General features: G+C 34.0%; 21 protein-coding genes and 1 pseudogene. 18 read left to right on the top strand and 4 right to left on the bottom strand.

All coding sequences use genetic code 11. The features are described 5' to 3' along the window. Positions 1-624, top strand: coding sequence for a class I SAM-dependent methyltransferase (locus AA088_RS01405; RefSeq protein ID WP_046743136.1), 624 nt, complete (start codon positions 1-3; stop codon positions 622-624). 106 nt (positions 625-730) lie between these two features. After that, on the top strand, positions 731-1,246 hold the full coding sequence (locus AA088_RS01410; RefSeq protein ID WP_046743201.1) for a ferritin: 516 nt from the start codon (positions 731-733) through the stop codon (positions 1,244-1,246). 116 nt (positions 1,247-1,362) lie between these two features. On the opposite strand, the gene AA088_RS01415 is transcribed toward AA088_RS01410, so the two are convergent. After that, on the bottom strand, positions 1,363-2,907 hold the full coding sequence (locus tag AA088_RS01415; protein WP_046743137.1) for a hypothetical protein: 1,545 nt from the start codon (positions 2,905-2,907) through the stop codon (positions 1,363-1,365). 160 nt (positions 2,908-3,067) lie between these two features. On the opposite strand from AA088_RS01415, the gene AA088_RS01420 reads away from it, so the two are divergent. The 15 genes and pseudogenes from AA088_RS01420 to AA088_RS18690 all read left to right on the top strand — a co-directional run. Next, entirely contained in the window at positions 3,068-4,240 is a 1,173-nt protein-coding gene (locus tag AA088_RS01420) for a 2-isopropylmalate synthase (RefSeq protein ID WP_082106500.1), read from the top strand. A gap of 3 nt (positions 4,241-4,243) precedes the next feature. Then, positions 4,244-5,635, top strand: a complete 1,392-nt coding sequence (gene leuC, locus AA088_RS01425; protein WP_046743138.1) for a 3-isopropylmalate dehydratase large subunit — start codon at positions 4,244-4,246, stop codon at positions 5,633-5,635. 2 nt (positions 5,636-5,637) lie between these two features. Further along, positions 5,638-6,222, top strand: a complete 585-nt coding sequence (leuD, locus tag AA088_RS01430; protein WP_046743139.1) for a 3-isopropylmalate dehydratase small subunit — start codon at positions 5,638-5,640, stop codon at positions 6,220-6,222. Between the two features lie 4 nt (positions 6,223-6,226). Then, a complete protein-coding gene (gene leuB / locus AA088_RS01435; protein WP_046743203.1) occupies positions 6,227-7,342 on the top strand; it encodes a 3-isopropylmalate dehydrogenase in 1,116 nt (371 codons plus the stop codon). A gap of 337 nt (positions 7,343-7,679) precedes the next feature. After that, positions 7,680-9,572, top strand: a complete 1,893-nt coding sequence (serA, locus tag AA088_RS01440; RefSeq protein ID WP_046743140.1) for a phosphoglycerate dehydrogenase — start codon at positions 7,680-7,682, stop codon at positions 9,570-9,572. A gap of 58 nt (positions 9,573-9,630) precedes the next feature. Then, on the top strand, positions 9,631-10,290 hold the full coding sequence (gene trhA / locus AA088_RS01445) for a PAQR family membrane homeostasis protein TrhA (protein ID WP_046743141.1): 660 nt from the start codon (positions 9,631-9,633) through the stop codon (positions 10,288-10,290). 105 nt (positions 10,291-10,395) lie between these two features. Continuing rightward, the gene (locus AA088_RS01450; protein WP_046743142.1) at positions 10,396-11,247 is read left to right on the top strand and encodes a helix-turn-helix domain-containing protein; all 852 of its coding nucleotides are present in this window, start codon (positions 10,396-10,398) and stop codon (positions 11,245-11,247) included. 89 nt (positions 11,248-11,336) lie between these two features. Further along, positions 11,337-11,729 carry a DUF5367 family protein gene (locus AA088_RS01455; RefSeq protein ID WP_046743143.1) on the top strand — a complete coding sequence of 131 codons (393 nt, stop codon included), beginning with the start codon at positions 11,337-11,339 and terminating at the stop codon, positions 11,727-11,729. Further along, complete coding sequence (locus tag AA088_RS01460) at positions 11,726-12,211, top strand: anthrone oxygenase family protein (RefSeq protein WP_046743144.1); 486 nt, start codon at positions 11,726-11,728, stop codon at positions 12,209-12,211. Before AA088_RS01455 ends, AA088_RS01460 begins: the two co-directional genes overlap by 4 nt. Positions 12,212-12,225: 14 nt before the next feature. Continuing rightward, on the top strand, positions 12,226-13,065 hold the full coding sequence (locus AA088_RS01465) for an SDR family oxidoreductase (protein ID WP_046743145.1): 840 nt from the start codon (positions 12,226-12,228) through the stop codon (positions 13,063-13,065). A 7-nt stretch (positions 13,066-13,072) separates the two neighbouring features. Further along, entirely contained in the window at positions 13,073-13,525 is a 453-nt protein-coding gene (locus tag AA088_RS01470; protein ID WP_046743146.1) for a GNAT family N-acetyltransferase, read from the top strand. A gap of 91 nt (positions 13,526-13,616) precedes the next feature. After that, positions 13,617-14,195: a hypothetical protein gene (locus tag AA088_RS01475; RefSeq protein WP_046743147.1), complete on the top strand. Its 579-nt coding sequence runs from the start codon at positions 13,617-13,619 to the stop codon at positions 14,193-14,195. A 102-nt stretch (positions 14,196-14,297) separates the two neighbouring features. Continuing rightward, the gene (locus AA088_RS01480) at positions 14,298-15,347 is read left to right on the top strand and encodes a linear amide C-N hydrolase (protein WP_046743148.1); all 1,050 of its coding nucleotides are present in this window, start codon (positions 14,298-14,300) and stop codon (positions 15,345-15,347) included. A gap of 74 nt (positions 15,348-15,421) precedes the next feature. Continuing rightward, positions 15,422-15,853: a VOC family protein gene (locus AA088_RS01485; protein WP_046743149.1), complete on the top strand. Its 432-nt coding sequence runs from the start codon at positions 15,422-15,424 to the stop codon at positions 15,851-15,853. Between the two features lie 22 nt (positions 15,854-15,875). Continuing rightward, a pseudogene (locus tag AA088_RS18690) lies at positions 15,876-15,950 on the top strand (DUF4269 domain-containing protein); the annotation flags it as partial. A gap of 28 nt (positions 15,951-15,978) precedes the next feature. Here AA088_RS18690 and AA088_RS01490 read toward each other — a convergent pair. The 3 genes from AA088_RS01490 to AA088_RS17505 all read right to left on the bottom strand — a co-directional run bounded on the left by AA088_RS01490 (position 15,979) and on the right by AA088_RS17505 (position 21,014). Continuing rightward, entirely contained in the window at positions 15,979-16,668 is a 690-nt protein-coding gene (locus AA088_RS01490) for a peptidoglycan DD-metalloendopeptidase family protein (protein ID WP_046743150.1), read from the bottom strand. A 33-nt stretch (positions 16,669-16,701) separates the two neighbouring features. Further along, a complete protein-coding gene (gene ppk1, locus AA088_RS01495) occupies positions 16,702-18,720 on the bottom strand; it encodes a polyphosphate kinase 1 (protein WP_046743151.1) in 2,019 nt (672 codons plus the stop codon). Positions 18,721-18,863: 143 nt separating this feature from the next. After that, positions 18,864-21,014, bottom strand: coding sequence for a formylglycine-generating enzyme family protein (locus AA088_RS17505; RefSeq protein WP_052752739.1), 2,151 nt, complete (start codon positions 21,012-21,014; stop codon positions 18,864-18,866). 278 nt (positions 21,015-21,292) lie between these two features. On the opposite strand from AA088_RS17505, the gene hemN reads away from it, so the two are divergent. Further along, on the top strand, positions 21,293-22,654 hold the full coding sequence (gene hemN / locus AA088_RS01505; protein WP_046743152.1) for an oxygen-independent coproporphyrinogen III oxidase: 1,362 nt from the start codon (positions 21,293-21,295) through the stop codon (positions 22,652-22,654). Positions 22,655-22,661 lie beyond the last annotated feature (7 nt).

The following is a 22,661-nucleotide window of genomic DNA, read 5'->3' on the forward strand; positions in this document are numbered from 1 at the left end:
ATGAACAGCAAATCTCACTGGAACACGGTATATGAAACAAAGGAAGACAATGAACTAGGTTGGTATGAATCTGATCCAGTCACTACGTTAGATTTGATTAAAAAAACATCAATCGCTAAGGATGCCACCATCTTAAATGTAGGTGCAGGAACTACTACTTTAGTAGATGCTCTTCTAGAAAACGGTTATGAGACTATTATCGCTTCAGATATAAGTGATGTAGCTTTACAAAAATTGCATAGCCGCATTGCTAAAACCTATCAATATGATTTGCAATGCATCGTGGATGACCTAACTAATTCATCAAAACTTTCAACATTATCCAATATTGATTTATGGATTGATAGGGCGGTGTTACATTTCTTTTTATCTGAGGAAGAACAAGTCGCATATTTCGATCTTATAAAAAAAATTATCAGTCCTAAAGGATATGTCCTAATTGCTGTATTTTCGTTAGAAGGTGCTGAAAAATGTAGTGGATTGCCATTGCAGCGATACAACACAGAAATGCTTTCAGAACGTTTAGGAAATCAATTTTCACTAGTAGAAAGTTTTCAGCACACTTATGTCAATCCGTTTGGTGGTGAACGTCCATATATTTTCACGCTATTTCAAAAAAACTAATAAACTATAAGTAATTCCTTTAGTTAGAATAAATTAAAATTATCCTTCACGTAAGTAAAACTCGCTACTTATGCGTATTTTTACATATCGCAAAAAAGAAAACGCTATGTTATCAAAAAATATGGAAAGTGCATTGAACGCACAAATCAGAATCGAAGCCGAATCATCTCAAATATATTTATCAATGGCAAGTTTTGCCGAAGTTCAAGGTTTTGAAGGTGTTGCTTCTTTCATGTACTCACATTCTGACGAAGAGCGCATGCACATGTTGAAATTAATTAAATACGTTAACGAACGTGGCGGACATGCAACAATTTCTGACCTTAGACAGCCACCTAAAGAATTTGGCTCGTTCAAAGAAATGTTTAAAAAGTTATTTGATCACGAAGTAAAAGTATCTGAAAGTATTAACGAATTGGTACATATAAGCTTACAAGAAAAAGATTATGCTACGCATAACTTTTTACAATGGTATGTAGCCGAGCAAATTGAAGAAGAAGCTTTGGCTCGTACGATTTTAGACAAGATTAATTTGATAGGTGACGACAAAGGTGGATTGTATTTGTTTGACAGAGACGTTCAAGCAATTACGGTACAAGCATCTACAAATATTACACAATAAAAAATTTACCCTATACTAACACAGAGCGATTGAAAAAATTCAATCGCTTTTTTTATGTGAAACATTTCATGCTATAAAAAAACTGTACGTAAAGTGAAGTACAGCTATCTGCGCTTTTATCGCAATAATAACTTAGCCTTTTCATGAATAATTTCTGCAACAGGCCTATTTTCTATCTTACTTTCTAGCCACGACAAAATATCCAAATACAAAAACGCTCTACGCTCGTACGGATGATTTTCATAAGGTTTCAACTTAGCATGAAGCTCCTTAAACGCTTTTTTAATTTGATGTGGATAAATATCTCCCAATCCACGCAAAAAAGCAATCATTTCTTTCTGAACTTCATGCAAATCATCCATCTTTAATAAGTATTTATAAGTACTCTTTAACTGAGTTTCTAAATGATAATCAAGACCAAGTTCGTAATGCGCCACTAAATTTAAAATTCGTGAAAAACACAACAAATCTTCACGAACTTTTAAAGACTTGTCTCTAATAATCTTTTGCAAGTAATCAATACAATTTTTCGTTTCGCCTGCACCAAAATACAACGATGCAATCTTATAATAAAAAATCATTACATGATGTTGGTCAATTCTATTTTCAAAAGCGGCAATCTGCTCATTTACCTCATCTATCAAATACAAACCTTCGCTGAACGTTCCTGTTAAAAAGTGATAATTCAACTTATTCATATATACATACAAAAAGCTTAACACCTTTGTATTGTCATTTTGTGGAATAATCTCTTGATTAATATCGCTTTCCAACTGCAATAGTACTTCCTTAAACTTTACCTCATGTTTTAAATAAAACAACGATTCCAACAAATAATGATTTCCTTTTAAATAAAATACAGGATTAATCTCTTTCATTTTAGGATTCTGCTCGAATAATTGCACCCATTTGGAAGCATATTTGTAACACGACAAAAAATCCTGTGTTAAAAAACTATACCACAAATGCGCTTTATATAACCATAATTTCTCTCGGAAATCAAGTGAGTTATACTCAACTTTAGGCAAACGCTTATGAAAATAGTTTGTAATTTCTACATGGTCTTTTTTATTCTTTACATACCCTACTTTGAGAAGTAAACCGTATAGTTCTAATGATAAGTTAGATAACTTACTCGTTAATGTGTTTTGAACACTTAGTATTTTTGCTTCCGCAGAAAGTTCATCTGCACGACTTTCCATACTTCGGGTAATATATTGTGTTTCTATCACTTTCTCCAACTCCACAATTTCATATGCCACATTTTTCTCTTGATGCTCTAACGCTAATAATTTTGCCTTTTCGAGCAACTTTAAACTCTGCGTGTACAATCCTTTATTGTATAAAATAGTAGCATAATCTAACTGTTCTCTAATCATTATTCGAATATTATGCTGTGCTGGATTTAAGCGTAAACTCCGTAGAATTTGTTTGTACAAGTTTGCTTTTAAATTTGATAACTGTCGCTTGGTTACAATCTTCTTAGCCAAAATTGCTTGTTCATCATACGTCTGACTTTTATCCAAAAACGTAAACAGAGCCAAAAATTTAGCATCTACGTTGCCTTCAAAACGACCTACATACAATTTGAACTGTCGTTTCTCAGATTTTGACAACGATTTGATTAATACAAATAAAGGTTCATTTTGTGCGTTTGGCATTGTAAATTACATTTTTATAAAAAACTAATTATCAATTAGTTAAATCAATTTTAGACAATGTTAGCTTTTGTAAAATTCCAAAAGCTATGCGTCCTTTTGGGAAATACAAAGTATACATTCGTGTGAATAAAATGAAATAAACACGCAAAATTTTTAATTCATGAGTTCAAATCGAGTCTATATTTTCGATACAACTTTACGAGATGGTGAACAAGTTCCAGGATGTAAATTAAACACTACCGAAAAACTATTAATTGCCAGTCAATTAGACAAACTTGGAGTCGATGTAATTGAAGCTGGTTTTCCGGTATCAAGTCCAGGTGATTTCCAATCAGTAGAAGCAATTGCTAAGTTGGTTAAAAATGCTACCGTTTGTGGTTTAACACGTGCTGTAGAAAATGATATAAAAATAGCTGCACAAGCATTAAAATATGCAAAACACCCGCGAATTCATACAGGAATTGGAACGTCCGAATCGCACATGAAATACAAATTCAAAGCAACTCCCGATCAGATTATTGAGCGTGCAGTAGCCGCAGTAACGTACGCCAAATCATTTGTAGAAGATGTAGAATTTTATGCAGAAGATGCAGGTCGCAGTGATAACGAATTCTTGGCGAAAGTTTGTGAAGCTGTAATCAAAGCAGGCGCTACAGTATTGAATATTCCTGATACAACAGGATATTGTTTACCAGAAGAATATGGACAGAAGATTAAATATCTTAAAGAAAATGTGACAGGAATTGACAAAGCAATTTTGTCTTGTCATTGTCATAATGATCTCGGGTTGGCAACTGCAAATTCTATTGCAGGAGTTCTCAATGGTGCACGTCAAGTGGAATGTACAATCAATGGAATTGGAGAACGTGCTGGAAACACTTCACTTGAAGAAGTGACGATGATTTTAAAACAGCATCCATACTTAGAATTAAATACGAATATTAATTCCAAAATGCTAACATCCATCAGTCAACTAGTTTCAGAAACCATGGGAATGCCTGTACAACCTAACAAGGCAATTGTAGGAACAAATGCATTTGCACACAGTTCTGGAATTCATCAAGATGGTGTTATCAAAAATCGAGAAACTTACGAAATTATGAATCCAACAGATGTAGGTGCAACGACATCTTCAATTGTATTAACTGCTAGAAGTGGTCGTGCAGCACTTGCCTATAGAGCAAAAAATGTAGGTTATAATCTGACTAAGCAAGAATTAGATACAGTATACCGAGACTTTTTGCATTTTGCTGACAAGCATAAAGAAGTAACTGATAATGACATTCATCAAATTGTAAAAATGAGTGCTATCTCCAAACAAATGTACGCTTAGGTTATGAAGAAAACTCTTTTTGATAAAGTGTGGGACGCTCATGTTGTAGATAGTATTCCCAATGGGCCACAAATATTATATATAGACAAACATTTAATTCATGAAGTAACTAGTCCGCAAGCATTTGATGAATTAAAAAAAAGAAAAATTCCTGTATTTCGTCCTCAACAAATTATAGCTACTGCTGATCATAATACACCAACTATAGATCAACATTTACCTATAAAGGATGAATTATCTAGAAATCAACTACAACAACTTCAAGAAAACTGTAAAGCGCATGGAATTGAACTCTATGCGCTTGGACATGAGTACAACGGAATTGTACACGTAATGGCGCCAGAGTTAGGCATTACGCAACCGGGCTTGACCATGGTTTGTGGAGACAGTCATACCTCAACGCATGGTGCTTTTGGAGCCATTGCTTTTGGAATTGGAACAAGTCAAGTAGCTCAAGTATTTGCTAGTCAATCATTACTGCTTACAAAACCTAAAAAAATGCGAATTACCGTTAACGGAAGTTTGCAAAAAAATGTTTTACCAAAAGATGTAATACTTTATATCATCTCAAAATTAGGAACTGATAGTGGCACCGAACATTTTATTGAATTTGCAGGAGAAGTATTTGAAAACATGTCTATGGAAGGTCGCATGACTGTGTGTAATATGAGCATCGAAATGGGCGCACGTGGCGGAATGATTGCTCCAGATGAAACTACATTTGCATATGTAAAAAATCGAAAATTTGCTCCCAAAGGAACTGAATTCAATTTAAAAGTAGCTTATTGGAAAACTTTATACACTGATGAAGGAGCTAAATTTGACAAAGAATATTCGTTTGATGCAACAGATATTACTCCGATGATTACTTATGGAACAAACCCAGGAATGGGCATGCAGTTGTCTGACCAAATTCCAAAATTTGGAGATTCCAACCTAGATAAATCATTGCAATACATGAATTTTAAAAAAGGAAGCTCTCTTATTGGACAGCCTATTAATTATGTATTCATTGGAAGTTGTACCAATTCTCGTATTGAAGATTTTAGAGTTGTTGCTCGTTATGTACAAGGAAAACAAAAAGCTTCCAATGTAACCGCATGGTTAGTTCCTGGTTCACAATTAGTTGTAAAACAAATTAAAGAAGAAGGGTTAGATATTATATTTAAAAATGCTGGTTTTCAATTACGACAACCTGGTTGTTCTGCTTGCTTGGCAATGAATGACGACAAAATCCCAAATGGTGAGTATTGTATATCTACCTCCAATAGAAATTTTGAAGGCAGACAAGGACAAGGTTCGCGAACACTATTAGCAAGCCCTTTAGTTGCAGCCGCTGTTGCTGTAGCAGGTAAAATTGTAGATGTTTCTGTTCCAATTTTAGAAGAAGTTTAATTATGAGTACATTCAACACATTCACTTCAACAGCTTATCCTTTGCCTGTTGAAAATATAGATACTGATCAAATTATACCTGCTCGTTTTTTAAAAGCTACTGACAGAGCTGGTTTTGGTGATAATTTATTCAAAGATTGGCGCTATCACAAAGATGGAAGTCGTAACGAAAATTTTGTATTAAATCAATCACAATATAGCGGTTCAATTTTAGTGGCCGGACATAATTTTGGTTGTGGTTCTAGTAGAGAACATGCAGCTTGGGCATTGAAAGACTTTGGGTTTAATGTCATTGTTTCTAGTTTTTTTGCAGACATTTTTAAAGGAAATGCTCTGAACAATCATGTATTACCTATACAAGTAACTCCTGCTTTTCTTGAAATGTTATTGCAAAGCATTCAACAAGATCCGTCAACTAAAATTGAGATTAACTTAGAAAAACAAACTATAACTATAGAAAATAAACACAAAGCAACTTTCGAAATTGATCCTTATAAAAAAATGTGCTTACAAAAAGGGTATGATGATATCGACTTTTTAGTAAGCAACTTAGCCAAAATTGAAGCATTCGAACAACAACATAATTAATCAAATGAACTTACATATAGCTGTACTTTCAGGAGACGGAATTGGTCCTGAAGTCACTCAACAATCTATTAAAATATTGCAGGCCATTGCTGAAAAATATCAGCACAATTTTATATTTGAAGAAGCATTGGTTGGTGCCATCGCTATTGACAAAACTGGCAATCCGCTACCTCAAAAAACCTTAGATACTTGCTTAAATGCAGATGCAATCTTGTTTGGTGCAATTGGTGATCCAAAATATGACAACAATCCTGATGCAAAAGTACGTCCAGAACAAGGATTATTAGCCTTGCGTAAAGCCTTAGGTTTATATGCAAATATTCGTCCAGTAAAAGCTTATGATGCATTGTTGGACAAATCGCCTTTAAAAAGACACATCATTCAAGATACCGACATTGTTATATATCGAGAGTTGACTAGTGGTATTTATTTTGGTGAAAAAAGCAGAAACGAAGCAGGCACAGTTGCTTCTGATTTGTGTACATACAGTAAAGAAGAAATAGAACGCATAACCCATTTAGCATTCAAAGCTGCTCAAAAAAGGAATAAAAAAGTAACATTAGTAGACAAAGCTAATGTATTAGAAACTTCACGTTTATGGCGAAAGGTAGTTTCTGAAATTGCTGTACAATATCCAGGCACTACCTTGGAGTTCCTTTTTGTAGACAATGCAGCCATGCAAATAGTGCTCAATCCAAGTCAGTTTGATGTTATCCTTACCGAAAATATGTTTGGCGATATTATTTCTGACGAAGCTAGCATTATTGGTGGATCTATTGGATTGTTAGCTTCTGCTTCCATTGGAGAAAAATATGCATTATTTGAACCAATTCATGGTTCCTATCCTCAAGCGACAGGGAGAGGTATTGCCAATCCAATCGCTTCTATCTTATCGGCTGCAATGCTCTTAGATCATTTTAATTTATTAGAAGAAGCAACTATGATTCGTAAAGCTGTAGCCCATGCAATTGAGTTAGAAATTTGCACGCCCGATTTGAATGCAAGTGGAGACTATTCTACAGATAACGTAGGAACCTTTATTGAAGAATATATAGCTGACACCGAAGCAATACACATCAACTGTGGCAATATCAGAGTCGGTCAATCAACTATCATTTAGTGTTTTTAGAGTGCTTACATTCCCTTTCTCAATATACAACGAAAGGGAATGTTTTCAACCCTACTTTAATAAACTATATCTACAATTTTCTAGAGAATAATACCAGTTTGTTTGTCTTCACTCGTCAACAGATTATCTCGTTATTTTTTTAGCAAAATATTTTATGAAATGTATATTTCTTAACCTTTAAAAAATCACAGATTAACTAAAAAACTTTCAATTTGAAACTTTCGGAGAAGCTTATCAACAAAACTATTAGAATTGTTGATGGAATCTTACAAAAGACATGGTATTTATAGAATGGTTTTAATATTTTTAGCACTTATTTTATGACAACATGGAAACGGCTCAAAAAAATTACATTTTCGATTTTGACAGTACACTCACTAGTGTAGAAGCACTTGATGTTTTGGCTGAAATCTCTTTGGCAGGAAATCCTAAAAAGGAGCAAATTATTGAAGAGATACAAGAAATTACCAATCAAGGAATTGATGGAGAAATCTCCTTTACTGAATCGCTTGAACGTCGCATTCAATTGCTCAAAGCGCATCAATCCAATTTGGACGAATTGATTCAAAAATTACGTCAACAAGTGTCTGCTTCCATTGAAAGTAATAAAGAGTTTTTTGAAAAGTTCTCAGAAGATATTTATGTAATTTCTTGTGGGTTTAAGGAATTTATCGATCCTATCGTCCAAGAATATAATATTCCTTCTGAACGTGTATATGCTAATACATTTACTTTTGACAAAGATGGGTATATTAATGGTTTTGACGAAAAAAACGTACTCTCACAACACAACGGAAAAATTCAATGCTTAAAAAACATGGAATTAGAAGGAGAAATACAAGTTATAGGTGATGGATATAGCGATTATGTAATGCGTGAAGCCGGTGTTGCCGACAAGTTTTTTGCGTTTACCGAAAATGTAAAGCGTGAAAAAGCTGTTAAACAAGCCGATCATGTAACACCATCCTTAGACGAGTTCTTATTTGTCAATGATCTTCCAAGAAATATTTCATATCCAAAAAATAGAATCAAAATATTATTACTCGAAAATATTCATTCAGACGCTTTTGAAAGACTTTCTAAAGACGGATTCAGCGTAGAAATTTTATCTCATAGCCTTTCTGAAGAAGATTTGATTGAAAAAATACAAGACATCCATGTATTAGGAATTCGTTCTAAAACACAAGTTACACCAAAAGTAATCAAAGCCGCAAAAAAACTATTGGCAATCGGGGCTTTTTGTATAGGAACCAAACAAATTGATTTAGAAACTTGTAAAGAGCATGGTATTGTGGTGTTCAACGCACCGTACAGTAACACACGCTCTGTGGTAGAATTGGCTATTGGTGAAATTATTATGCTCATGAGAAGTATATTTCCTAGAAGCACTGAAATTCACAACGGACAGTGGAATAAAACAGCCAAAGGATCGCGAGAAGTTCGCGGTAAAAAACTAGGGATTGTTGGATATGGAAATATAGGAAAACAATTGTCGGTACTTGCTGAAGCGATGGGAATGATTGTTCACTATTATGATATCGAAGATCGATTGGCTCTTGGAAATGCACAAAAATGCAGTTCTTTGGAAGAATTACTAGCCATTTCTGATGTTGTATCATTACATGTAGATGATAATGCTGCCAATAGAAACTTCTTTGGGAAAGCACAATTTGACCAAATGAAAGAAGGAGCTCTGCTAGTAAACTTAGCTAGAGGATTTGTAGTAGATATTGAAGCTTTGAAAGAAGCTTTGGAAAGCGGAAAAATTGCAGGAGCTGCGGTAGATGTGTATCCGCAAGAACCTAGAGCCAATGGTGCTTTTGAAACTCCTCTACAAGGATTGAACAATGTAATCTTAACACCACATGTTGGTGGTAGTACTGAAGAAGCACAACGTGATATTGCAGATTTTGTTCCAAATAAAATCATGGGCTATATCAACTCAGGAAATACAGTTGATGCTGTCAATTTTCCGAACATTCGTTTGCCACGTCAAAACAATGCACATCGCTTTTTACATATTCACAAAAATGTGCCTGGAATCATGGCTAAAGTCAACAAAGTATTGGCAAAATATGAACTGAATGTTACCGGGCAATACCTATCAACCGATAGTAAAGTTGGATATGTTATTGTTGACGTTGATAAAGAATACAACAAAAAAGTAACTACTGCGTTGAAAAAGATAGAACACACAATTAAATTCCGTGTATTGTATTAGTAAAAATGATTGCCATGAGCTTCGTTTCTGCTAGACAGAAACCCTTAACATAAAGCTATTGAAACCCGAAAAAGAAATCATATACTATTCACCCCTCGAGGAAAAACTCAACATTTGGTCGCACGGTTTAGGTGTAATTTTAGGAATCGTTGCTCTGTTTTTATTAGTGATTCATGCCGCAATTAATGGTAGTGCAGTTCACGTTGTGAGTTTTACCATTTATGGTGTAAGCATTATCATATTATATGCAGCTTCCACCTTATATCACAGCGCCAAAAAACCATTATTACGGAACCGATTACGCATTTTTGATCATGCAGCAATTTACTTGCTTATCGCTGGAACTTATACCCCATTTGCTTTGGTAACTTTAGAAGGTGTTGTAGGTTGGACAATTTTTGGACTCGTATGGGGATTTGCCATTATAGGAATCGTTTTAAAACTTTTTTTCACAGGGCAATTTGATAAACTATCTACAATCATGTATGTATTAATGGGTTGGATTATCATTTTTGCTATTAAACCTCTTATAGAAAACTTATCTAGCGAAGGTTTGTTTTGGTTAATTGCCGGCGGAATAGCTTACACTATAGGAGCCATTTTATACAGTATCCGTAAGCTACCTCTTAATCATGCTATATTTCATGTATTTGTATTATTAGGCAGTATTTTTCACTTTATCGCTGTATATGCTTATGTATTGCCAAAAACATCATGACCCACGTTGAAAAACACTATCTTTATTCCTGTAAATGATACTTTTATAAATTCGTAGTTTTATACAATTCTGATAACAACAACTATTCTTTAAAAAAGTAAACGTATGAACCGTGAAATGATAGATATCAACGATTGCACGATTCTATTGGAAGAAGCTTCTTCCAATAAGCCATTAGTAGATGTTTGTTATTTTGATGAACCCGTAATTGCTATTGCTTTTTATGGCGCTGGAGATGTTGGTTTACAAGTAAAGTATAAAAACAAAACAAAAAAATTTCACCACACAAAAGGCATGGTCCTTTCTTTTTATGCAGATGAGCAAGTCGCTTTTCAGCATCATGTTTCAGCTGAAAAACCTCTACAATGTTTAGTCATAGCGACAACTATTAAAAACTTGGATAAGCTTCCTAATGGCGAAGGACAATTTTTAGAACAATTATTATCACAATTGGTTCATCCAAAAGATCATTATGTAGAAGGCCCAGTATTTAATATGAATCCAGAAATGTTCTTGCTAGTTGAACAATTTTTTAGCAATACTTTTGATGGAGAATTAAAAATGTTGTTCTACAAAAGTCATATGACAGCTTTGCTTTCGCACTATTTTGGACAATTAGCAACGGAAGAATCTTCTAAAATAAACCCTACTCAACTTGAAAAAATTAATTTAGCACAAGAAATTTTATTATCAGACCTTGAAAATCCACCTTCATTGACTGAGCTTGCTTATAAAATAGGAACTAATACCAATACTTTAAAAAAGCAATTCAAAGCTCAATTTGGTGTTCCTGTGTTTAAATATTTACAAAATGAGCGCTTAACAAAAGCATATCATTTAATAAAAAATGAACAAAAAACCATTCAAGAAGCCGCTTGGGCAGTAGGGTACGATAGTTTAGGTTCATTTTCAAATGCCTTCGAAAAAAAATTTGGTTATAGACCTAGCCAAGTGTAAAATTCTTTTTGAATAAATCATAATTCTTTTGAAATAAGTCACTGGTTTACAGCTATTATAGATTTGTATCATAATTAAAAGATAAAATTATGATCAACACCATTTCTCGTAGCATTGCTTGTGGTATTCTTGTTTGGATTTTAGGCGTAAGCTTTTATCTCGGATCATATTATATTCCATTTTTAGAAAATCCAGAGCAACAAGCAAACATAGTGATTGCCTTAGCAATTATACCGAGTGCTTGTTTAGGAACCTATTTGTTTTATAGAAAAGGTAAAATGAAACCTTCATCTCTAGCACTTACATTTGTGACAACTGCAATTGTGCTAGATACATTAATTACGGTACCTCTGTTTATTATTCCCGCAGGCGGTACTTATTCAACTTTCTTTAAAAACCCAATGTTCTATACTGTGATAGTTGAGTTCTACTTTATCGTGTTATACTTTGGAACATATTCATCAAAAAAAATCAAAAAATGAAAACAGTTCTCTTTTTTTGTTCCGTTTTATTAACCACTCTTTCATCAGGTTTGTTTTTTGCGTGGTCAATCTCAGTGATTGTTGGCACCAAAAAAGTGGGTGACTTCACCTATCTGGAAACCATGCAAACTATAAACAGGGAAATATTAAATCCTGTATTTTTTGTAGTGTTTTTTGGAAGTTTGCTTACACTAATTTTCAATGTATTTGCACAGTACACACACAAACCTGTATTTGGATTCGTATTAGCCTCAGCTATACTATATGCGGTTGGTACTTTTGGTATAACAGCTTTTGGAAATGTTCCTCTAAACAATGAGTTAGAAGTATTAAACATTTACCAATTAAACCTACAAGAACTCAAAAGTTTCAGAAACTATTACGAAAGCAACTGGAACTGGTATCACAGTATTAGAACCATTGCAAGTATAATCTCATTGATTTTACTTCTCATAGCAACTTTTATTCAAAAAACCACTTAAAACATTTACATATTATGAGTACAAATATTTTAGTTATTGGAGGAACCGGTAAAACGGGGCGTAGAGTAGTTAAACAATTACAAAACCAAGGAATTGAGCCTAAAATTGGTTCAAGAAATGCAACACCTAGCTTTGATTGGAATCAAAAAGATACATGGGTAGCCGCTTTGCACGGTATTGAAAATATTTACATAACATATTATCCTGATTTGGCAGTTCCAGGGGCTAAAGAAGCTATTGAAAGCCTTGTCTACTTAGCGAAAGAACTTGGAGTTAAGAAAATCGTATTGCTCTCAGGAAAAGGAGAAACAGAAGCTGAAGCATGTGAAAAAATTGTCATGAATTCTGGAGTAAACTACACAATTGTTAGAGCCTCTTGGTTCAATCAAAATTGGAGTGAAAGTTTCTTTTTGGATGCGGTTCTTTCTGGAGAAGTTGCTTTGCCAATGTCAAATATACCAATCCCTTTTGTTGATGCTGATGATATTGCAGAAGTGGCCGCTACAGTATTACTTGATGATTCTTATAACGGGAAAATTATAGAAGTAACAGGTCCTGAATTGATTACTTTTAAAGAAATTATCTCTATTATAGAAAAGGCAACTCATAGAACTTTACATTTTCACGAAATTACATTACAACAATATATAGATGGTATGACGCAACAGCAAATTCCTGCTGAAGTAGTCTGGCTGATTGAGTATTTATTCAGTCATGTATTGACCAATCCTAAAAATCAACAAATATCCCATGATATTGAGTTAATTTTGAACAGAAAAGCCAAAACATTTGCAGCTTATGTCAAAGAAACAGCAAAAACTGGAGTTTGGGACGAAATAACTGTGAGTAAATAAATATAAAATGTCATATCACATAGGTAAAATTAAGAAATCTGAATATCCAGAAGTAGTCCATGTATGGGAAGCCTCTGTAAGAGCAACACATCATTTCTTAAAAGAAGAAGACATCCGTTATTTTAAACCGTTGATTTTGAATACGTATCTAGATGCTGTTGAATTGCGATGTATTCGAAACACTGACTGTAGAATAATAGGCTTCCTTGGTACTGCTGATGAAAATTTAGAAATGCTATTCGTTCATCCAGACTATAGAGGAAAACGAGTGGGAAAAGCATTAGTAGATTATGCAATTGCAACGCTACACGTTACCAAAGTTGATGTGAATGAGCAAAATGTACAAGCAGTAGGATTTTACAAATACTGCGGATTCAAAATTGTGAGTCGTTCGGAGTTTGATGCAACAGGAAAACCCTATCCCATTGTACACATGGAATTAAACGTCCATAGCAATTAAATATATTACACCCTTTTTTCAAACACTTCATATTCGATTTGGTGGAAATATAGACGTATTTCACCTCAAATAATTTTCCTATCTTCCACATATGAAACCTACCAAAACTTATTTAAAAGGAAGATCGGTATTTATTGTGTCGCTTATGGTAATTGGAGTTACTGCGATTACTGTATATCTGACAGGTAGTGAGTACAATCGAAGTATAACTGGAAACTTTTTTATTTCATTAGGAATTATTTCGGTCATATTATTCTCCTTTTTAACATACGGATTGTATAAGGGTATTGAAATTGAAGACAATTTTCCTAAACTTAAAGGCTTTTCTTTTAAAAGCAGAATCAGCAGTCATTTATCCTTAAATGATTTACCAGAAGTTCAGATAGGTGATGGTATTGGCGGACTCATCGTTTCTGTGGTATTGTGGATATTAATTTCTATTGCTTTCATAATACTACTCTTAGTGTTAGAAACCATACTTTGGTTTTCATTAGCTATTATTTTAGCTATGCTCTATTGGGTATTTTTTCGTGCGATGCGATTGGTTTTTTCCAAAGCTTATGTAACCGAAAATGATTTGGGAATGGCTGCCATTTATGCATTCTCTTATACGTTTATGTATATAGCCTGGATATTTGGTGTTGTTTATATTACCACACTCGTTAAATAAAAAATACAAAAAGAAGTGTTTTTCAAATTAGGGGTAATTACTCAATTTTCTTACTATTTTTATAGCTAATTTCACATAATTTTTAATTCAAACCTACTTATTATGTGTACAAGAGTATTTAACAACCGAAACCAATCCTATCTAACAACTGCAAGAAATATGGATTGGAAAACCCAACTCCCAACAAGCCTTTATGTTTTTAAAAGTGGTGTTATTAATTACGCCCTAGACGGAACAGAATCTAAAGAATATAACAACTGGTATTGGACTGCAAAGTATAGCAGTATAGTAGCAATGGTAGGAAATGATGAGCTTGGTTACGGAGCATCTGATGGAATTAACTCCGAAGGACTCGTAGCAAATATGCTATATGACAAAAATGCTGATTACCAACTAAATGAACCCAAAAACTATAAACATTTAAATGTGCTTCGTTGGGCACAATACGTACTTGACAATTTTAAAACTGCAAAAGAGGTACGAGATGCATTTATAAAAAGTGATATTGAATTGGTGGAAATCAATGTACCTGGAAGTGATTCGCCAGCAGCTTTGCATCTTTCTGCATCTGACCGACATGGAGATAATACCATAATAGAAGTGTATGAAGGAAGCTATCATATTCATTACAATAAAAAATATAATGTAATGACCAACGAACCCAATTTTGATACCCAACTCAAACTCAACGATTATTGGTTGTGGCAATGGAGTGAAGAAAATGATTTTCCAAGTCATACCATTCCTGGTGGTCCTTTTGCTGCAGATCGCTTTGAAAGAGCCACCTATTACTATCATCATTTGGAGGCTCCAAACAGTCAACAAGAATCATTAGCACAAGCTAAATCAGTAGTAGCTAACGCATCTGTTCCTCTTGGAATGAAAGGCTTTGTGGGTCATCCAAACATAGCTCCTACTATTTGGACAGTAGTATCAGATCATTTGCAATTGAAATATTATTTCTGCAATGCCAGAACTCCAAATATTGTATGGATAGATATGAATGAAAAGCTTCCTAAAGCAAAAATATCCAAAGTAGATGTTGTAGTAGAAAGTAATGGTACTTTTACGAGTTTGAATTTTGTAGGGTGTATTAATAACCATTTGCAGCCAACAGAAAATCCGTTTGTGATAAAAACGGCAACTGTATAAATTCATCAAAATACTCTAAAAACCGCTTTTGAAGCGGTTTTTTTTCTTTATTTAGCATGTAAACAATTACTTTTATGCAATCACGAGTAACTATTATTGGTTTAGGTGTCGCCGATTTGCCTGCGGCTACTGCTTTTTATAAAGAAAAGTTTGGTTGGCAACTGACAAAAGCTAGCAACCAGCATATTTCTTTTTTTCAACTAAATGGAATACTGCTTTCACTTTATCCTAAGGACAAACTTGCAGAAGACGCTACTGTTTCCTCTATAGGTTCTGGTTTTAAAGGTTTTACACTAGCATACAACACCCGAAGTAAAGAAGAGGTAGATGAAATTTTTGATATTATGAAGCAAAAGGGTGTAAAGATTGTGAAAAATCCTGAAGCTGTTTTTTGGGGTGGTTATAGCGGTTATATTGCAGATTTAGATGATAATTTATGGGAAATTGCATATAATCCCTATTTAGAATTGGATGCTGAAGGCAATACTATTAAGGAAGGTTCATAACCCAATCTAACTTAAGTATACTGGATTCAAAACACAACCTGCATTTGCAAAACTTTTAGGACTTACTGGAAATCCTTACGAAGCCTTGTTGCTCTAAAAAATACACTTTACTAATTATTAGTATCTTATAAGTCTAATAATAAAGTAGGATTCGGACAGTTTTCTTTATAAAAATGTACATCTTTATGTGCACAAACTCCTGGATAATCTCCTGAGAAGCCTTGCATATTTTTAATAATCTGAAAATGCAAATGTGGCGGATAGTCACCATTGACGCTGGCATCGCCTAATGTGGCTATTTGTGCTCCTTGACGGAAAAATTGTCCGACACTTAGGTCTTGAATAGATCTCATACTTAGATGTCCGTACAATGTATAGAATTCTATATTGTGAATATGATGTTTCAGAATGATTGTCGGGCCATAATCGCCAAAGTTTGTATTGTTCTGAAAACTGTGCACTTCACCATCTAGAGGTGTGTAAACGGGCGTTTCGGCAGCAATCCACAAGTCCAGACCTAAGTGAATGTTCCGTTCGGTTTCGGTCTTTTGCTGATTAAAGTACTCGCTTCTATTATAAATTCCACGTTTTTCCAGATATCCTCCATAAGCTACTTGTGCACGGTTTTTTGCTATGAAGCTATCTATATAATCGCCTAATTTTTCCGAAGAAGATACATCTACATATTCTAAGGCTGCATTAGTCACAGAAAGATCTAACGAAACATACTTAGTTTTTAGAATCTGAGGATTCAACACATAACAAGATTGTTTTCCTAAGTTTGATATAAATTGTTCAAAAAAAGTCAAAACCATAGTTTTTAGTAGCTTAAATACAATAAACAGATATTATGAATTCATCTTTACAATTTCTTCATAAGCTTTTTGTTGGGAATGAATTTCGTAATCATCTTCCATTATATATCTATTTTTTTGCTTAGCATCAATTTTTCGCGCTTTTACTGTATCATTCAATTGCCATTGTACATAGGTACGTATTTGTCGATGCATCTCAGAATCTAAAATTGGTGTAATAACTTCTATGCGATGATCCAAATTGCGTGTCATCCAATCGGCAGAACCAATATATAATTTTTCTTTCCCTCCATTGGCAAAAATATATACACGCGCATGTTCTAAATGTTGCCCCAACACACTTTTGACACGAATGTTTGCACTTTGTCCTTTTATTCCAGGGACTAAACAACAAATCCCTCGAACAACCATGTCAATTTGCACACCAGCATTACTCGCTTCATACAAAGCTTCAATCATACGAGTATCTTGAATACTATTCATTTTTAAGATGATATAAGCTTTTTTTCCTTGCTTTGCATTTTTAATCTCAGTATCTACCAATTCTAAAAAAGCGTTACGTGTGGTAAATGGTGAAATTAACAGATTTTTAGTTTTAGGAATGATGATTTTTCGTTCTAGTACTTGAAAAACTTGAGCCAATTCTGTTGTTATTTTTTCATTTTTGGTCATCAAACAAAAGTCAGTATATACTGTTGCGGTTTTCTCGTTGAAATTCCCTGTACCGATATATCCATAGTGTACAGGCTCATTTTCTTCTATTCGCTCTATATATAACACTTTAGAATGCACTTTGATTCCAGGAAAACTATAAATGACTTTTGCTCCATTATTTTCGAGAATTGTGCCCCATTTAATGTTGTTTTGTTCATCAAAGCGAGCTTTTGCCTCCATAAATACCATCACTTTTTTTCCATTTTTGCTAGCGTCAATCAATGCATTCGTTAAGCGTGATTCTTTAGCAACTCTATACAGTGTGATTTTTATCTTTGTCACTTTTTCATCGTTGGCAGCTTCTTCGAGTAATTCTACAACATGTTCAAACGATTCGTAGGGAAAATAGAGCAAACGGTCTTTTTCTGAAATTGCAGAAAAAATACTTTTATAGGTGTTTAATGCCGCATTTCTTACTGGTGCTATTTCTGGTAACACCAATTTCTTCTTTATTGGATTTGGAAAACCAAAAAAATCTTTAAAGTTGTGATACATACCACCCAACACAACATCTGTATCATTTACATGTAGTTCATCTTTTAACGCATCTAGTAACGCATCAGGCGCAGTTTTATCAACCAACATTCGTGTAACTTGTCCCGTACTTCGGTTACTTAAAGACGCTTTTATTTTTTCGAGCAAATTACCTGAATATTCATTATCAATGTATAGTTCGGCATCTCGTGAAACTTTGATAGAGTGAAATGTGATTTCTGGGTATACATCTTTGAAGTTATATTTTAAAATATCATCTATAAATGTAACCGAATGTGATTCATCACCATTGGGAAAAACTACAAAACGAGGAGTGTCTGAAGGGATTTTGAATACGACCAATTGATCATTATGCAATGATGCTAGATACAATTGTTCATTTTCTATAAAAATGTCTTCTTCTTCAGAAATTTTACAATCTAGTGTAAGTTTAGCAGCTAACTGTTCCCGATAATATGTTTTGGCAAACTGTTGTTGTTCTTCTGAAAATTGTGTGTGATTTATGAGTGAAATGCCTACTGTTTTTAGCTCAGGAATAATATGATCTCTAAATATTTTACCAAACTCTTCTTGTTGCGAATTGACTTCTTTTTTTATTTTTTTTAGCAACTTATTAGGTTTCGTAATCAATTTTTTTCGCAGCCCTTTGTCTAATTGTTTTATTTGTCGAATTGCAGACACGCGTACTTTAAAAAACTCATCAAGATTTGATGAAAATATAGCTAAGAATTTGATACGCTCATACAATGGATTTCGCTTATCTGCAGCTTCTTGCAATACGCGGTGATTAAAGCGTAACCATGACAAATCTCTGTGATAATATTTTGTAGATGTAAGCGACATTATTCGGTTTTGTTATGCTAATTAATTTGTAATCGTGAATTGCGAAAGTACTCATTTATTTACTTTGCATACGTATTTTTAAAATAGCCTTAACAATATCATAATGCTTCGTTCTTTTGACTCATAAATTCTTTTAAAAGCAGTTACATTTTTGGCAAAAGAACTCGGAATCCTATCCACTCATATTTTTGGTTAAAGTAATAAAAACTTCCTGACCACGGAGTGAGTCTTGATTCATATGTCCTGTAGGAACCGCCTTTGGTAATCTTCCGTAAATTAGAACCTTGTACATGTATTTCGCCAGTTTGAAGAGGAAGGTCTGACTTCGCAGTATAACACCACTCCGTAACATTACCTGACATATCATACGCACCTATTTCATTCGGTTTTTTTCTTCCAACATTCTGTGGTTGTCCGTTGCTATTTTGCTGAAACCAAGCTACCTCATCTACCACATTTGATCCTGCATAGTAGTTTCCTTGTGATTGCATACCTCCTTTTGCAGCAAACTCCCATTGCTGAGCAGTTGGCAGTCGAAAACCATTTGCCTCTGGTTGTATTCGAACTTCTTCAAGCAAAATGGAATATGCTGGTTCCAAACCATGTTTTTGACTTAACCTATTACAGAAATGGATTGCTTCCAACCAGGTTATATTTGTAACAGGCAAGTTGCTTCCTTTGTAGGTAGAATTATTATAGTTCATGATTTCCTCCCATTCGGCTTGCGTTACTTCGTACTTACCTATCCAAAAATCATTTAATTGAGTGAGTTCATCATTCGTATATGAATCATTTGAAAAGTCAAATCCGAAAGTAGTAGCTGTTGTGCCAGTAGTTGGAAAATCAACACGCTGCCCAAATTTAAAAGCTCCTCCTTTTACCATTATATATGTATCAACCAAATTGGCAGGAAGAGTTGCTTCGCTAGTCACTACTTTTTTTTTAGGATTGGTCGTAAAAAGATGGTTTTCAAATAGCGATTTAAATACCAATGCGTTAAATTGTTTGGTATCTGTTTGATCTATTGAACCTGAGATAATCCTTCTAAACGTAAAAGTTCCTGTTGCATTACTTTGATTAAAAGCGACACCTTGCGCCAAAAATCCTGCAATATTTCCTTGACCAAGAGAGGTAAGCGCTCCTAATGCATTGATATGATTTAAATCGCCCAAAGAAGCTGCTCCATCTTGTAAAAACTGTGCGTAATCAGTATGAATTTTTGCCATTTGCTCATCTCCTTTATCAATAGCTTTTTGTGCTGCAGCAAGATGATTGTTAATAGTTTCTGTGAGTGATATTTCAGGGAACAAAAAATTATCTACTTGCTTCATTAATGTTTCATCTCCATCATATACAGTATATTCATACCTAGATACTGTTCCACTTGATAAGTTTTGTCGACTTTGCTCTTCTACATATCTTTTAATACTTCTTCGAGTAGACTTCCAAAATAAAAACCCAGAGCTAGAACTACTCGCATTGACAATTTCTTTTTTGAATTGTTGAGCTGAATAGTTTACAAAAGTTCTAAGATCTTTAATGGCTGCTGCCGATTGAAACTTGGATGATAAATATTGGAAATCACTCTGAATCAAATAATCTTTTTCTAATAGCAACCTAAAGTTAAATAATTCTTCAGAAAATGGAATGTTAATTTGAAATGTCCCTGAACCAACTGTAGAATTGGTTGTTAGTGTATGCTTTTTAATACTAACGCCGTTTACCAGAACATTAAACTCAAGGTTTCTAGGGTTTACAGGCACAACTTGATAACCTTTTGCATATTCAATTGCTTGTTTTCGCGAATTTTCCCATTGCTGAAGTTTGCTGTTATACATCGCCATTTTTTGATAATAGCTTCCCGTACCATTATTTACAGGTTGAATTGGTTTTTCTTGCAAAGACATTGGTTGGGCAATTCCTGGGTTTATTTTAGAAATTATAACCAACAATTCTTCCTCAGATGGAGTATTTGCCTTTAGCTCTACATTAATACGAGCTGTGAGTTTTTCAAACTCTGCATAATTGGCAATAGTCACTTTATCGCCAATCCTATTGCGAACTACAACAGCGTCATCGTGAAGTAATATCTGTGGAAAAATGTAAATTCTTGACTTTACCGCAGCGTTCTCATCTGTAAGCGGATTTTTAGGCTCTGCATATCCTTTATAAACATTTCCATCTGTAGCAGTTACTTCAAATGAAGATAAGTTTGACTGAGCAAAAGTGTTGAACGATAAAAATACAATCGATACTAAAATAAAAGAAGAGCGATACTTATGTAGTAAGTCCATCCGTAATTTTTTTAATTTTTTTATAAAAAATAGTATAATTCAGACACAAAACTATGCTTGTCTTCTCAACAATGTAATTGAGGCTATATACATGATTCTAATAGGATTAAAGCTATGATAATCTGAAGGAAAATCAAAATATCATCACTGATTAATTGGCAAGAAAGCATAAAATAAATTAATGTGTAGCAAGTATATTCCAATTTACTACGTAAACATGACATAAATCATATACTACCTACTTCTTGATTGCTAATTTTGAGCATAATTAATTAGGTATGTGCAATTTAGTGAATAAGTATAACGTAGCAGGACCTCGCTACACAAGTTATCCAACCGTTCCTTATTGGAATATGGAAACTTTTTCTGTGGATAAATGGAAAACTTCCGTGAAGAAATCTTTTGGTGAAAGTAATCAATCTGAAGGGATTAGTTTATACATCCATTTACCATTTTGTGAAAGCTTATGTACATTTTGTGGGTGTAATAAACGAATCACAAAACGTCATGAAGTGGAAAAACCATACATCAAAGCGCTATTAAAAGAATGGGGGTTGTATCGTGAAGTATTGACTGAAAAACCGATAATTAAGGAAATTCATTTAGGTGGTGGTACGCCTACTTTTTTTTCGCCAGAACACTTGCGTGAATTATTAGAAGGGATTTTACGACATGCAACTGTAGCAGAAAATTATGAGTTTAGCTTTGAAGGACATCCAAATAATACTACTGCCGCACATTTGCAAACATTATATGAAGTTGGGTTTAGACGTGTATGTTTTGGTGTACAAGACTACAATGAAACAGTACAAAAAGCGATTCATCGTATACAACCTTTTGAAAATGTAGCACGCGTTACTCAACTCGCTCGTGAAATTGGTTACACTTCTGTAGGACACGATATTATTTTTGGACTGCCTTTTCAAACCACACAACATGTAGAACAAACTATTGAAAAAACCAAGCTATTAATGCCTGACCGAATTGCTTTTTATAGTTATGCTCATGTTCCTTGGATTAAAGGAAATGGTCAACGAGGTTTTCGCGATGAAGATCTTCCTACCGCAGCAGAAAAAACAGCGCAATATAATCTTGGTAAAAAATTGCTACGTGAAGCAGATTATGTAGATATCGGAATGGATCATTTTGCGTTGACAACTGATAGTTTATATACATCTATGATTGAAAAACGTTTGCATCGAAATTTTATGGGATATACTGCACAAAAAACACAATTGATGATTGGTTTGGGTGTTTCTTCAATAAGCGATAGCTGGTACGGTTTTGCGCAAAACGTTAAAAATATAGAAACTTATTATCATTTGATCAACGAAGGTATTTTACCATTACAAAAAGGACACATATTAAATTCAGAAGATTTGTTAATTCGCACTCATATTTTGAACTTAATGTGTAACTTTAAGACCTCATGGACGCAAACAACGACACAAATTCCAGAATTGGCAAATTTGATTGAAAAATTGACCGAATTTGAACGTGATGAACTTATTCAAATTAACGATCAAACATTAAGCATTACTAAAAAAGGGAAACCTTTTGTTCGTAATATTTGTATGGCATTTGATGTGCTGTTACAGCGAAAAAAACCAGAAACACAACTGTTTTCCATGACTATTTAACTCTAAA

It is taken from the genome of Kordia zhangzhouensis (genome assembly GCF_001005305.1).
Lineage (GTDB): Bacteria > Bacteroidota > Bacteroidia > Flavobacteriales > Flavobacteriaceae > Kordia > Kordia zhangzhouensis.